General features: G+C 71.4%; 12 protein-coding genes and 1 tRNA gene. 5 read left to right on the top strand and 8 right to left on the bottom strand.

Annotated features, from left to right (window positions below; translation table 11 throughout):
- Nucleotides 1–2: 2 nt before the first annotated feature.
- Together K7C98_RS44740 and K7C98_RS13385 are read left to right on the top strand one after the other, a co-directional pair.
- Complete coding sequence (locus K7C98_RS44740; protein ID WP_224192026.1) at nucleotides 3–569, top strand: 2OG-Fe(II) oxygenase; 567 nt, start codon at nucleotides 3–5, stop codon at nucleotides 567–569.
- A 117-nt stretch (nucleotides 570–686) separates the two neighbouring features.
- A complete protein-coding gene (locus K7C98_RS13385) occupies nucleotides 687–1,025 on the top strand; it encodes a hypothetical protein (protein ID WP_224192025.1) in 339 nt (112 codons plus the stop codon).
- A 43-nt stretch (nucleotides 1,026–1,068) separates the two neighbouring features.
- Here K7C98_RS13385 and K7C98_RS13380 read toward each other — a convergent pair whose 3' ends face one another.
- The 5 genes from K7C98_RS13380 to accD form a co-directional block, all read right to left on the bottom strand.
- On the bottom strand, nucleotides 1,069–1,707 hold the full coding sequence (locus K7C98_RS13380) for a DNA-3-methyladenine glycosylase family protein (protein ID WP_224192024.1): 639 nt from the start codon (nucleotides 1,705–1,707) through the stop codon (nucleotides 1,069–1,071).
- A 198-nt stretch (nucleotides 1,708–1,905) separates the two neighbouring features.
- On the bottom strand, nucleotides 1,906–2,406 hold the full coding sequence (locus K7C98_RS13375; RefSeq protein ID WP_224192023.1) for an SRPBCC family protein: 501 nt from the start codon (nucleotides 2,404–2,406) through the stop codon (nucleotides 1,906–1,908).
- Nucleotides 2,403–2,747, bottom strand: a complete 345-nt coding sequence (locus K7C98_RS13370) for an ArsR/SmtB family transcription factor (protein WP_224192022.1) — start codon at nucleotides 2,745–2,747, stop codon at nucleotides 2,403–2,405. The genes K7C98_RS13375 and K7C98_RS13370 overlap by 4 nt, the downstream gene beginning before the upstream one ends.
- 497 nt (nucleotides 2,748–3,244) lie before the next feature.
- Complete coding sequence (locus K7C98_RS13365) at nucleotides 3,245–4,471, bottom strand: bifunctional folylpolyglutamate synthase/dihydrofolate synthase (protein ID WP_224192021.1); 1,227 nt, start codon at nucleotides 4,469–4,471, stop codon at nucleotides 3,245–3,247.
- Nucleotides 4,472–4,477: 6 nt separating this feature from the next.
- Nucleotides 4,478–5,371 (bottom strand): acetyl-CoA carboxylase, carboxyltransferase subunit beta, encoded by an 894-nt coding sequence (gene accD, locus K7C98_RS13360; protein WP_224192020.1) that lies wholly within the window; start codon nucleotides 5,369–5,371, stop codon nucleotides 4,478–4,480.
- Between the two features lie 92 nt (nucleotides 5,372–5,463).
- On the opposite strand from accD, the gene purM reads away from it, so the two are divergent.
- Nucleotides 5,464–6,573: a phosphoribosylformylglycinamidine cyclo-ligase gene (gene purM, locus K7C98_RS13355; protein ID WP_263429472.1), complete on the top strand. Its 1,110-nt coding sequence runs from the start codon at nucleotides 5,464–5,466 to the stop codon at nucleotides 6,571–6,573.
- A gap of 200 nt (nucleotides 6,574–6,773) precedes the next feature.
- Here the strand turns inward: purM and K7C98_RS13350 are convergent, their stop codons facing one another.
- Together K7C98_RS13350 and K7C98_RS13345 are read right to left on the bottom strand one after the other, a co-directional pair.
- Nucleotides 6,774–7,112, bottom strand: coding sequence for a BolA family protein (locus K7C98_RS13350; protein WP_224192018.1), 339 nt, complete (start codon nucleotides 7,110–7,112; stop codon nucleotides 6,774–6,776).
- Complete coding sequence (locus tag K7C98_RS13345; protein WP_224192017.1) at nucleotides 7,109–9,217, bottom strand: (Fe-S)-binding protein; 2,109 nt, start codon at nucleotides 9,215–9,217, stop codon at nucleotides 7,109–7,111. Before K7C98_RS13345 ends, K7C98_RS13350 begins: the two co-directional genes overlap by 4 nt.
- A gap of 113 nt (nucleotides 9,218–9,330) precedes the next feature.
- Here K7C98_RS13345 and K7C98_RS13340 point away from each other — a divergent pair, with 113 nt between their 5' ends.
- Complete coding sequence (locus K7C98_RS13340) at nucleotides 9,331–10,806, top strand: metallophosphoesterase (RefSeq protein ID WP_224192016.1); 1,476 nt, start codon at nucleotides 9,331–9,333, stop codon at nucleotides 10,804–10,806.
- A gap of 161 nt (nucleotides 10,807–10,967) precedes the next feature.
- On the opposite strand, the gene ggt is transcribed toward K7C98_RS13340, so the two are convergent.
- Complete coding sequence (gene ggt, locus K7C98_RS13335; RefSeq protein ID WP_224192015.1) at nucleotides 10,968–12,581, bottom strand: gamma-glutamyltransferase; 1,614 nt, start codon at nucleotides 12,579–12,581, stop codon at nucleotides 10,968–10,970.
- Between the two features lie 409 nt (nucleotides 12,582–12,990).
- Here ggt and K7C98_RS13330 point away from each other — a divergent pair.
- Nucleotides 12,991–13,061 (top strand) — tRNA-Gln (locus tag K7C98_RS13330).
- Nucleotides 13,062–13,114 lie beyond the last annotated feature (53 nt).

Below are 13,114 nucleotides of genomic sequence, written 5' to 3'. Positions count from 1 at the left end.
CGGTGTACCACCGATCGCTGGACCTGTCACACCCGCCGGTCTGGACCGTCGACGACGTACTCACGCCCAGCGAGTGCGCCGCGCTGATCGATCGCATCGAGTCTCTCGGTCCCACGCCGACGCCCGTCACCAGGCTGCGCGGTCCGGTGCTGCGACCCGAGCTCGACACCGGCAAGCGCGTGTGCATCGACGACCCCGCGCTCGCCTCGCTGCTGTTCGAGCGCGTCCGTCCCGCGGTGCCGCCGCAGGTCGGCGCCATGACCATCCTCGGCCCCGTCGAGCGCCTCCGCTGCTACCGCTACGACCCCGGCGAGCGCTTCGCTCCCCACTACGACGGCGCCTTCGTCCGCGCCGACGACGAGCGCAGCCTGCTGACCTTCATCGTCCACCTCAACGAGGATTTCACCGGCGGCGAGACTCACTTCTTGCAGCTCGAACAGACCGTGCTGCCCCGCACCGGCCTCGGCGTGCTGTTTCAGCACCGCCACCTCTACGAGGACCGCGCGGTGGCCACCGGCCGCAAGTACACGGTGCGCTGCGACATCTTCTACAAGGGCCCGCGGAGCTGAGCCATCGATCGCCCGCGCAGCCTTTCGCGACGATCGCATCGACGTCACGATCGGCACAGCTCGCTGCACGCGCACGGCGCGGGGGCGCCCGCGCAGCCGACGTGCTAGGTTGCCGCCATGAGCAGCGCCGACGAGGATCTCCCGATCGTCAGCCGGATCGTCATCGAGGTCCGCTCCGACGGCACGCGCACGGTCGCGCGCGGCGCCGCCGAAGATCCGTCGGGCAAGGTCGGCCTCGAGGTCCGCGCCGACAGCCCCGTCGAGCTGGTCACCGCCCTGGTCAAGCTGCTGCTGCAGGCACCTGCCCTTGCGAGCACGTCCTTTCGGACAGGTCGCAAGCGCCAGGTCGCGCCCGAGGCCCTCGCCGGCGCCGCTCCGCCCCGCGCGCTCGGTCCCGCCGGCCGCGCCCGCGACCTCGCCGCCCGCGTCCGCCGCCGCCTCGGCCTCGGCGAGTGAGACCTGAGCCGGCGAGCCGTCGAGCGTCGGACGCCCGAGCGCCTCACGTCTGCGTGTCGAGCGAGCGCCAGAAGTACCAGGCCGCCGCGCTGCGGTACGGCGAGAACGGCTCACCCAGCGCATCGAGCTCGCGCTGCGTCGGCGACTCGGCCAGCCCGAACGTCTGCGCGTAGCCCTTGCGGACCGCGAAGTCGCCGACCGGCCACACGTCGGGCCGACCGAGGCGGAAGATCAGCATCATCTCGACCGTCCAGCGGCCGATCCCGCGGACCTCCGTCAGCCGGTCGATGATCGTCTGGTCGTCCATCCGCGACAGCGCGCGCAGCGTCGGGACCACGCCATCGAGTGTCTTTTGGGCCAGGTCCTTCAGGGCAGCTTGCTTCCCGGCCGACAGCCCGGCGGCGCGCAGCCGCTCGGCCGGCAACGCCAGCAGCGCCGCCGGCTCGGGGAATTTGCCGCCCTCGCCGAGCTGACAGGCCCGGCCGTAGATCGTCGACGCCGCCGCGCCCGCGAGCTGCTGGAACACGATCGATCGCGCCAGCGCCCCGTACGGGCTCGCCCCGGCCTCGCGCCGCAGCGTGATCGGACCGAGGCGATCGACGAGCTTCTTCATCGCCTTGTGGCTGCGGCGCAGGTGCGTCGCCGCGGCATCGGTGTCGTAAGGGAGCGGTCGCGTCGCCATCGTCGCCTCGCCGCCTCGGCGGCCGTGGATCTTGTACGCGCAATCGCGCCCGCGATCCACGGCCGTGCGGCCGACTCGCGCCTTGCGCTCCCGCGCGGCGCCACCCCACCGACCCACCACCTCACCCACATCCGGATCCACCCCATCCGCACCCCACCACCGCCACCACGCGCTCCACCCGGCGCGACCCCACCGCGCTCACGCCACGGGCTGCCCGCGCAGCCACGCCTCCACCTGGTCGAACAGCTTCTGCGTCCCGCGCTCGCGGCTGCCGCCGTCGTCGTAGCCGTCGAGGAACACCACCTGCTCGGTGTAGTGCATGCGCGTCCCGGCGCCCTCGGCCCGCAGCTGCAGCGTCGACAGCGACACCGAGATCCGGCGCTCGTCGAGCAGCATGTCGTAGGTATAGAGGATGCGCTCGTCGGCGACGATGTCGTGGTAGCGGCAGTCGAAGGTCGACACCGTGCCGTTGGCGAACGCGCCCGACACTCGCTCGCGCCCGCCGACGCGGAAGTCGAGCTCGCGCACCAGCTTCTTCCACTGACCGGGCGGCCCGACGAACCACCGCGCCTTGGCCTCCGGCTCGGCGAAGGCCGCGAACACCTGCGCGGGCGTGGCGGGCATCAGCCGCTCGATGACGAAGCTGGCGTGGACGGCGGAACGGGCGTGATTGGTGGATTCGGAATGATTCGTCGTCATGACTTCTTCTCCTGGGGGTGCATCTCGCGGAGGTATTCCTCCAACCGATCGAAGTTGTGATCCCAAAACTTGCGGTACTGCTGGACCCAGTCGGCCACGTCGCGCAGCGGCTGGGCGTCCAGCGTGCACGGCCGCCACTGCGCCTGGCGCCCGCGCCGGATGAGACCCGCGCCCTCGAGCACCTTCAGGTGCTTCGTGATCGCCGGCAGGCTGATCGAGAACGGCGCCGCCAGCTCGGTGACCGACGCCTCTCCCGCGGCCAGCCGCGCCAGGATCGCCCGCCGGGTCGGATCGGCGAGCGCCGCGAAGGTGGTGCTGAGCGTGTCGCGCTGCTGCATCATGCCGTGTCTCCTTTTTAATTAACCTAAAGGTAAAATAGACGACAGCGGCCCTCCCGTCAAGCCTGGCGGCCACTTTTCTCGCTCACTTGTCTCGGGGCCCAGAGCCCCACTCCCCCGTCCTGGATCTGTCCCTTGCGTCATGTCATCCGGGTGCCCTGAAGGAACGAGCCTGCGATCGGCGCTGCATCGACTCGTCGCGCGAGCCACCCCGGCGCTCCTCCGTCCCATACGCCTGCTCGTTCTGGGCCGCCGCTGCCCACGCGACGCGTTCACCTGTCCCCTACGCCAGCTCGCCTCGCGCCGACGCGCCGTCGATCGCCTGCCCCCTGCGAGCCATGGTCGAGCGCGCAGCTTCGACAGGCCCATCGCGGCGCGCCCGCTCTGCTCACGCCGTCGGTGTCATCCGCTCCGGCGCGGCACCTGTCCCATGAGCCAGCCTTGCGAGCGGCCCCGACACGCAGCGCACCTCGTCGCGGCGATTCGCGCGCGGTCGAGCCTCAGCGCCGCGCCAGCGGGTCCGTGAGCGCCACCTCGTCCGCGGCCTCGCCGAGCACCTCGCCGCGGAGTCGACCCACGAGCATGTGCGAGCCGCACACCACGATCTCGCCGCCGGCAGCCAGGTGCGCGTCCCAGGCCGCGCGGAACTCCGGCGCGTCCGCGTCGGCGAACAGCGTCGAGTCGGCCCCCGCCAGCGCGCCCAGGTCGTAGGCGTCGGGCGCCGGCGGCACCAGCCACAGCGGCGCGCCGAGCCGGCGCAGCTGCGCCAGCATGCCGGGCGCGTCCTTGTCGGCCAGGCAGCCGAACACGAGCGCGCGCCGCGGATGCGGCTGCCCTTCGAGCCAGGTCACCAGCGCCGCGATGCCGTGCGGGTTGTGGCCCGCGTCGAACACGACCGTCCCCCCGCCGCTCGTCACCCGCTCGCAACGGGCCGGCCAGTGCACCCCGTCGAGGTCGCTCGCCGCCACCGCCGCGTCGATCGCCTGCGCGCCCGCCAGCGCCAGCGCCCCGTTGACCCGCTGGTGCTCACCGGGCAGCCCCGCGGGCGCGCGCGCCAGCGGCTCGACGAAGCGCAGCACCACCCCGTGCTCGGCCGCCGCCGCGCGCAGCACCGCGGCCGCGGCCGGCTGCTGCGGCGCCGAGAACACCGGCGCCCCGTCGCGCATCACCGCCGCCTTCTCGCCGGCGATCGCCTCGATCGTGTCGCCGAGGTACGCCTGATGATCGAGGTCGATCGGCGTCATCAACGTCACCGTCGCCGGCACCACCCCGGTCGCGTCGAGGCGTCCACCGAGACCTGTCTCCAAGACCATGACCTCGACGCCAGCCTCCGCGAACGCCAGCAGCGCCGCGACCGTCAGGATCTCGAAGAACGTCAGCGCGCGCGGCAGCGCCGGCCCCTCGACCGCGAGCACGCGATCGACGAGCGCCTGCATCGCCGCGTCGCTCAGGGCCGCCCCGTCGATGCGGATCCGCTCGCCGACGCGGTGCAGGTGCGGGCTCGTGTACAGGCCGACCCGGTGCCCGCGACGCCGCAGCGCGTGCGCCACCATCGCCGACGTCGAGCCCTTGCCGTTGGTCCCCACTACGTGAACCACCGGCACCCCGGCGGCAGGCCGGCCGAGCGCCGCGTGGGCCGCTCGCACCGCCTCGAGCCCGCGGATCATCCCCAGCGTGCGCCGGGCGAACAGCGCCGACTGCCACGCAGGAGGTGTTCGCTGGGACATGTCCGATCAGCCAGTCGGCGCCGCCGGCAACGCCGCCACCGCCTTGGCCGGCGCCCCGGCCAGCAGGCGCAGCATCAGCCCCAGCTGCTCGCGCAGCTCGAGGCGGCCGACGATGCGGTCGAGCATCCCGTGATCGAGCAAGAACTCGGCCCGCTGGAAGCCCGGGGGCAGCTCCTGGCCGATCGTCTGCTGGACCACGCGCGGCCCGGCGAACCCGACCAGCGCGCGCGGCTCGGCGAGGATGACGTCGCCGAGCATGGCGAAGCTGGCCGCCACGCCGCCGGTGGTCGGGTGCAGGCAGACCGAGATGTACGGGATCCCGGCCGCGCGCAGCCGGCCGCGCGCCGCGGACGTCTTGGCCATCTGCATCAGCGACAGGATCCCCTCCTGCATGCGGGCGCCGCCGGACGCGCTGAAGATCACGGCGGGGATCTTGCGCTCGAGCGCCCGCTCGAACACGCGGGTGACCTTCTCGCCGACCACCGAGCCCATCGAGCCGCCCATGTACTCGAACACGAAGAAGCCGGCGCTGACGTCGAGGCCGTCGATCCGGCCGAAGCCGGCGGTGAACGCGTCGGTCGGCCCGACGCTGCGGTCGGCCTTGGCGACCCGGTCGCTGTAGGCCGCCTGGTCGCGGAAGCCGAGCGGATCTCCCGAGCGCAGCTCGAGGTCCAGCGGCTGCCACGACTCCGGGTCGAGCATCGCCGCGATCCGCTCCTTCGTCGGCATCACGTGGTGGTGGCTGCACACCGGGCAGACGCGGAGGTTCTGCACGAACTCGGCGGTGTACGTGATCTCACCGCACGCGTCGCACTTGGTCCACAAGCCGCGCGGCACGGACACCTTGTTGCTCTCGCTCGTCTGCTCGAGCGGCTGCTTTTTGCGTCGCCACCACGCCATGCTGAAACGGCCCCCTTGCCGGGGCGCATCATCGCCGCGGCTCGCCGCCTTTTCAAGGCCGTTGCCGCGAGGCCCGCGCCTTGGTACGCGTCATGCCCGTGCAGGATCGCAAGGACCCTCTCACTTACAAGGGCGCTGGCGTCGACATCAGCGCCGGCAACGAGGCCGTGCGGCGGATCAAGCGCCTCGTGGCCGGCACGCGCCGTCCCGAGCAGATCGGCGACATCGGCGGCTTCGCCGGCCTCATGGGCCTCCCGGCCGGGGTCGCCGATCCCGTGCTGGTCGCCTGCACCGACGGCGTCGGCACGAAGTTGCTCGTGGCGATCGCGCTCGATCGCCACGACACCGTCGGCGTCGACCTCGTGGCGATGAACGTCAACGACCTCCTGGTCAGCGGCGCGAGCACGCTCTTCGTGCTCGACTACATCGCCTGCGACCGCGTCGTGCCCGAGCGCATCGAGGCCCTCGTGAGCGGCATCGTCGACGGCTGCAAGCAAGCGCGCTGCGCCCTGCTCGGCGGCGAGACGGCCGAGCTGCCCGGCCTCTACGCCCGTGACCACTACGACCTCGCCGCCTTCGCCGTCGGCGTCGTCGAGCGCAGCAAGATGCTCGGCCCCACCCGCGTGCGCGCCGGCGACGTCGTCCTCGGCCTGAATTCCAGCGGCCTCCACAGCAACGGCTACAGCCTCGCGCGCAAGGCCCTGCTCGACCCTGCTCACGCCGGCCTGTCGTTCGACGCCCCGCTGCCCGGCGATCCCGCCGGCCGCAGCGTCGGCGAGGCGATGCTCGCGCCGACGCGGATCTACGAGCCCGCGTTCGCGGCCCTGCGTGGCCTCGAGCACGCCCCGCTGCACGGCGCGGCCCACATCACCGGCGGCGGCCTGCTCGAAAATCCGGCCCGCGCGCTCGGCGACGACCTCGCGCTCGAGCTCGACCTCTCGCCGGTGGTGCTGCCGCCGGTGATCGCCGCGGTCGCCGCCCAGGGCGTCGGCGTGCGCGAGCTGCTGCGCACCTTCAACTGCGGCGTCGGCATGCTCCTTTACGTCGACCCCGCGCACGTCGACGTCGTCCGCGCCGCGCTCGCCGCGATCGGCGAGGAGCCGTCCACGCTCGGCCGCGTGGTCCCCCGCGCGGCCGCGGACGCCCCGCAGGTCCGCCTGTCCGGCGCCGCGTGGATGCACGGCGCCGTCGAGGTCGAGTAGTCCGCCTGTCTCAGGGGACAGGCGTGTCGGAACTGCCCCCAAAGACAGCCTCTGACAATAGTCCGCCTGCCTCACGGGACAGGCGTGTCCGAGCTGTCCCCAAAGACAGCTCGGACGTGACACGCCAAGGCGCAGTCACTCCGAGTCTGTCCCCTGGGACAGCCCGCATCAGCCGGGAACTGTCCCGCGGGACAGCTCGCTCAGCCGGCCTTGCTGCCGCCGAGGCACGGCGGGCTCTTGGCCACCTGCCCGCCGCGAGCGACCCACTGCTCGGGCGTCAGCGCCTCGATCGCCAGCGCGTGCAGCCCCGAGCGCAGCTCGTCGGCCGCGGCGGCGTTGATCTCGCGGTGGCGGGCCACCAGCGACTTGCCGGCGAAGCCCGCGCTGACGACGACGACGCGGAAGTGGCTCTCGGCGCCCTTCGGCACCGCGTGCATGTGGCTCTCGTCCCGCACCTCGAGGTGCTCGGGCGCGAACGCGGCCGTGAGGGCCTCGGTCAGCGCCCGCGCGCGCCTGCCCGCAGGGACAGCCTCGTTCACGCGCTCGCCTCCGGCTGCTTCGCCGCGGCGGGCAGCTGATTGGCGACGACCACCGCGAGGTCCATGACCTCGATCGCCTCGTCCTTGCCGAGCGCCTTGAGGCCGTCGGACAGCATCGTGTGGCAGAACGGGCAGCCGACGGCGACGGCGTTGGCGCCGCCCTCGCTGACCTCCTTGGCGCGGTTGATGTTGACGCGCTTGGCCGGCTCCTCCTCCATCCACATGCGGCCGCCGCCGGCGCCGCAGCAGAACCCGTGCTCGCGGTTGCGGCCGAGCTCCTGGACCTTGCCCTTGCCGCGGGTCGCGTGCTCGAGGATCTCGCGCGGCGCGTCGTAGACCCCGTTCCAGCGCCCGAGGTAGCACGAGTCGTGGTACGTGAACGTACGCTCGCTGGTGTTCTCGAGCTTGAGCTTGCCCGCCTGCAGCAGGTGGGTGATGAGCTGGCTGTGGTGGATGACCTCGTAGTTGCCGCCGAACTGCGGGTACTCGTTCTTGATCGTGTGGAAGCAGTGCGGGCACGAGGCGATCACCTTGGTGACCTTGGCCTCGTTCAGCGTGTCGACGTTCTCCTGCGCCAGCGTCTGAAACGCCATCTCCGCGCCGAGGCGGCGCAGCGTGTCGCCGGTGCACTTCTCGCGCTTGCCGAGCACCGCGAACTTGACGTTGGCCGCGTGCAGCACCTTGGCCAGCGCGCGCGTCGTCTTCTTGGCATTGTCGTCGTAGGCGCCGGCGCAGCCGACGAACAGCAGGTACTCGGCGTCGGGCACGTCGTCGATCAGCGGCACCTCGAGCCCCTCGGCCCACTTCATGCGGTCGTCCTGCGGCAGGCTCCACGGGTTGCCGGCCCCCTCGATGTTGCCGAGCACGCGCGTGACCTCGCCGGGCGTGCGGCCCGACTCGTCGTTGAGCACGATGTGCTGGCGCATCTGCAGGATCTTCAGCGGGTGCTCGATGAACACCGGGCACACCTCCTGACACGCCCCGCAGGTCGTGCAGGCCCACAGCGTCGCGTCCTTGACGCGGCCGCCGACCAGCGGCGGCAGGGCCCCGAGGTCGGCCTTGATCTTGTCGATGATCGACTTCTGCGGGCCCTCGGGCGCGTCGTCCTTCAGCGAGCCGCCGGCCTTCTGCAGCTTGACCAGCAGCTTGCCGCGCTCCTTCATCTCGTCCTTGAGGTCGTGGATGAGGTGCATCGGCGACAGCGGCTTCTCGGTCGCGAACGCCGGGCAGTACATCGTGCAGCGCGCGCACTCGGTGCACGAGTAGTTGTCGAGCAGGCTCTTCCAGGTGAAGTCCTCGACCTTGCCGACGCCCCAGTTGTCGAACAGCGGCTCGGCGTTGGGGTCGGTCGGCTCGCCGTCGAACAGCTGGGCCTTCGGCATCGCCCCGCGCTGGCCCTGCCGGCGCAGCAGGATGTTCGGCGCCGACGTCAGCACGTGGATGTGCTTCGAGAACGGCAAGTAATTGAGGAACGCCAGCACGATGCCCATGTGCACCCACCAGCACACCTCCGACGCGATGTGGGCCAGGTGCGGGTCCATGCCGGCGAACAGCGCGCCGTGGAGCGCCGCCGACACCGGCGCGCCGCCGACGTAGTGCCCGACCGCCGCGATCTCGAACGCGTGGTGGCCGAAGTGACTGATGCACAGCAGGCCGATCGCCGACAGGATCAGCATCGCGTCGAGGCTCAGCGGCACGAACGGCGGGCGGATGAAGCGGCGCGTGATCGCGTACACGAGCGCGGCGACGACGATCACGTTGGCGACGTCGACCACCGCCATCGTCGCGCTGTAGGCCGCGTCGGGCATCACCAGCGAGAGGTTCATGCCGGGGCCGAACAGGCCGCTGAGGCCCATGTCGACGGTGGCGACCGTGAGGACGAGGAAGCCCCAGTAGATCGGCAGGTGGTGCCAGCTGCGCTTCTCTTCGACGACCTTGCCCTGACCGAAGAAGAACGCCATCAGGCTGGCGATCCGCTGGCCCCAGGTCTCCTTGAGGTCGGACGGACGGCCGAGCGCGACGGTACGGATCAGCGCCGACACGTTGTAGGTGAAGAGGCCGAGCGCGAACGCGACGGCGGCGGCGAAGGCGATCTGCTTGAGCATGGCAGGGCGGGCTTTGAGCAAGCACGCTATACCACAGGGTAGAGGCCAGCGTTCGCCTCCATGCGCAAGAACGCGCCCCGCCGGCCAACTCGTCGGCCCCCGCATTTCCCGTGATGCTCCCGTCCGATCAGCGCCCCGACCGCGAGCCGTCTCCCGGCCCCCGCGTCCGTGCTCCGGACCTGCTCCTCATCAGCGACCTGCACCTCGGTTCGCACCTCAAGCCGCGCATGCGCGGCGAGTACGTCCACCTCGCCGTCGACATCGATCGCGGCCTGCCCCGCTTCCTCGACCACTACGCCGGCGGCCCCGGGCGCTGGCAATTGGTCATCAACGGCGACTTCATCGACTTCTGGAACATCGAGGTCGGCCAGGAGAAAAAGCTCGTCGGCGAGGCCCTGGCCGTGCACCGCCTCCACGCCGTGCTCGACGCCTACCCGGGCGTCGAGGACGCGCTGGTCCGCTTCCTCGCGGCCGGCCACAACATCGTGTTCGTCGTCGGCAACCACGACGCCGAATTCCTCTACCCCGGCGTCCGTCGCGCCCTCACCGCGCGCCTCTACGCCGGCCTCGGCGAGGCCTCCCTCACGATCACGCACACCGGCAGCCCGCGCCTCGACCAAGTCGCGCGGGTGCGCTTCGTCCCGTGGTTCCTGTGCGAGGCCGGCGGGGTGTGGATCGAGCACGGACACGTGTTCGACGCCGCCTGTCACACAGGACAGATGCTGGCGCCCACGCGCGGCGGACGCCTGGTCCAGTCGCTCGCGGAGGTGGCGACGCGCAGCTTCACCAACGCGATGCCGGAGATCGACTACGACGCCGCCGACAAGTTCATCACCCCCTGGGACTACATCCGCTGGGCCTGGGCCCGCGGCCTCCGCTTCATCCTCTACGCCATCACCCTCTACTTTCGCATGGCCTTCCGCCTGCTGGCGCTGTGGGCCCGCACCGGCCGGGTCGATCGCGCCGGCCAGGAGATGCACGCCGCGCGCCTCGAGCGGATCGCCGCCACCGCCGGCCTGCAGATGAGCACCCTGACCGCGCTGCAATCGATGGCCCCGCCCCCGGCCTCGGCCACGGTCGCCGGCGTCCTGCGGATCACCGCCCTCGACGCGATCCTCAGCGTCCTCGCCTGCCTGGGGATCGGCGTCGGCCTCGCCGCCGCGCTCGGGGCCCCTCTGCTCGCCGGCCTGGTCGCCGGCGCGCTCCTCGGCTGGCTGTCGATCCGCCGCCTCCGCAAGCGCCGCCGCCCGCGCGCCGTCGCCGACGACATGGCCCGCGTCGCCTGCGAGGTCGGCCGCGCCACCGGCGTCCCGCTCGTCCTCATGGGCCACAGCCACTACGGCGTGATCGCCCGCGGCGACGAGGTCGTCTACGCCAACAGCGGCTGCTTCCTCGACGGCTCCCACCTCGTCGTCCGCCGCGACCCCGCCACCGGCCGCCTCGCCGAGGTCGAGCTCCGCGCCTGGCGCAACGACGCCGTCGCCGTCCTCGACGGCGCCCGCCTGCCCCCTGCCCCGCCGGCGCCCCCGCACGACGAGGTCGTCGCCGACCGATCGCTTTCGGACATGCCCGTCGCGACAGGTCCATAAAGACAGGTCCTCACGAACATGCCCTGAGAGCCATACCTCCTGAGCCCGGCTCCCACGCCTCCAGGACCCAATTTCGTCGACCTGAGCCGCCCTCGCCTGCGCCGACTGCGCCGACTGCGTCCCTTGGAGCATGCCCCTTCGAGCATGCCCCGCAGGACAGCTCAGTACGCGACCGCCGCGCCGCCGTCGCGGGCGACGTCGGCGACCGCGCGATAGCCCTGGGTCGCCGGGTCGACCTCGATCGAGTTCGCGTGGCCGATCGACGGCCACTCGGCGATCACGTGCCCCTTGGCCTTGAGGCCCTCGACCGTCTTGGGGTCGAGCGTCGGCTCGGTGGTGATCCGGTCGGGCATCCACTGGTGGTGGACCCGCGGCGCCTTCACCGCCTGGTCGATGGTCGCGCCGTAGTCGATCAGCGCGCGCACGATCTGGGTCACCGTCGTCGAGATCGTCGACCCTCCGGGCGTCCCGACCACCGCGCGTAGCTTGCCGTCCTTGACCAGGATCGTCGGGCTCATGCTCGACAGCATCCGCTTGCCCGGCTCGATCTTGTTCTGCTCGCCCTGCACCAGCCCGAACGTGTTGGGCGAACCCGGCTTGACCGAGAAGTCGTCCATCTCGTTGTTGAGCAGCACCCCCGTGCCCGGCACGACCACCTTCGCGCCGAAGCTGGTGTTGAGCGTGTACGTGTTGGCGACCGCGTTGCCGAGCACGTCCACCACCGAGTAGTGGGTCGTCTGCATCGACGTCTTGGTCCCGAGCCCCGCCGCGATCTTCGACGACGGCGTCGCCTTGTTCGGGTCGATGTCCGCCAGGCGCGCCTGCAGGTACGACGGGTCGGTCAGCTGCTCGAGCGGGATCTGCACGAAGGCCGGATCGCCGAGGAGGAAGTTGCGGTCGGCGTACGTGCGCCGCGCCGACTCGACGTACAGGTGCAGCTCGTCGACGCTGAGCCACGGCTTCTCGTAGATCTTGAGGATCTCGCGCGCGGCCAGCAGCTGGCGCAGCACCACCCCGCCGCCCGAGGGCGGCGGCATCGTGATCACCTCGTGCCCGCGGTACTGGAACACGATCGGCGGCCGCGCGATCGCGCGGTACGACTTGAGGTCGTCGGCCGTCCACAACCCGCCCATCGCCTTGACCTCGCGGGCGATCGTCTCCGCCAGCGGCCCCTCGTAGAACGCCCGCGGCCCCTGGTCGGCGATCGTCTCGAGCGTGCGCGCCAGGTCGGGCTGCTTCCACACGTCGCCGGCCACGTACGGCTCACCCGTCGGCCGGCGGTAGATCGCCGCCGCGTCCTTGAAGTTGAGCTTCAGCATCTTCTCGCTGCCGTTGGTGAGGTCCTCGGCGTGGAAGCTGTCGAGCTTGTGCCCGTCGCGCGCGAGCGCCACCGCCGGCAGCACGAGATCTCGCCAGGGCAGGGTGCCGAACTGCTCGTGGGCCAGCGCCAGCCCCGCGACCGTGCCGGGGATCCCCGCCGCCTTGGGGCCGTCGACGCTCTCGCGCGTCGGGTTGCCCTTGGCGTCGAGGAACATCTTCGGCGTCGCCGCCGCAGGCGCCACCTCGCGGTAGTCGATGGCGACGTTGCGCCCGTCGGCCATGCGGATGACCATGAACCCGCCGCCGCCGAGGTTGCCGGCGCTCGGGTGCGTCACCGCCAGCGCGAGCCCCACCGCGACCGCCGCGTCGACCGCGTTGCCGCCCTTCTTCAGGATCGACAGGCCCACCTCGCTGGCGTTGAGCTCGGCCGACGTGACCGCCCCGTGGATCCCCACCGCCGTCGCAGGATCGCTCGCATCCTTGGCCGGGAGCGATCTCCCGCTCCCCGGACCGAGGTCCGAAGATTGTTGCGCCTCTTGCGCAGTAGGAGCGCCCGGGGACGGAGCGGCCGCAGGTGTGGCGGGTTTGCACGCCAGGGCTCCAGCGAGGAGCCAGAACGCCAGGGCCAGGGAAGCGGGCCGTTTCGGGGCGGAGGACATGGCTGGAACCTTACATGGCCTCACCCTGCCTGTCGCGCCATTCGCACGCTCCAGGACGACGACCAGACGAAGATCGGAAGAGCATTTTGGTGCTTGACACCCGCCCGAGCTTGAAGCATCCTCCCCCGCACCTCGGACGCGCCCAGGGGGGCGGTCGGAACCGGAAACGGTTCCAAAGCCCCCGACTCCGGCGCTTCGCCCTTCTTCGGGGATCGTCTAATGGTAGGACTGCGGTTTCTGGTACCGCCTATCGGGGTTCGAATCCCTGTCCCCGAACTACCACGTCCGAGAGTTTCTGGCCCTGTAGTCTAGCGGTTAGGACGTTGGCC

The organism is Nannocystis pusilla (genome assembly GCF_020073745.1).
In the GTDB taxonomy this organism is placed as follows: Bacteria; Myxococcota_A; Polyangia; order Nannocystales; family Nannocystaceae; genus Nannocystis; species Nannocystis radixulma.
This window is presented reverse-complemented; position numbering and strand designations above follow the sequence as displayed.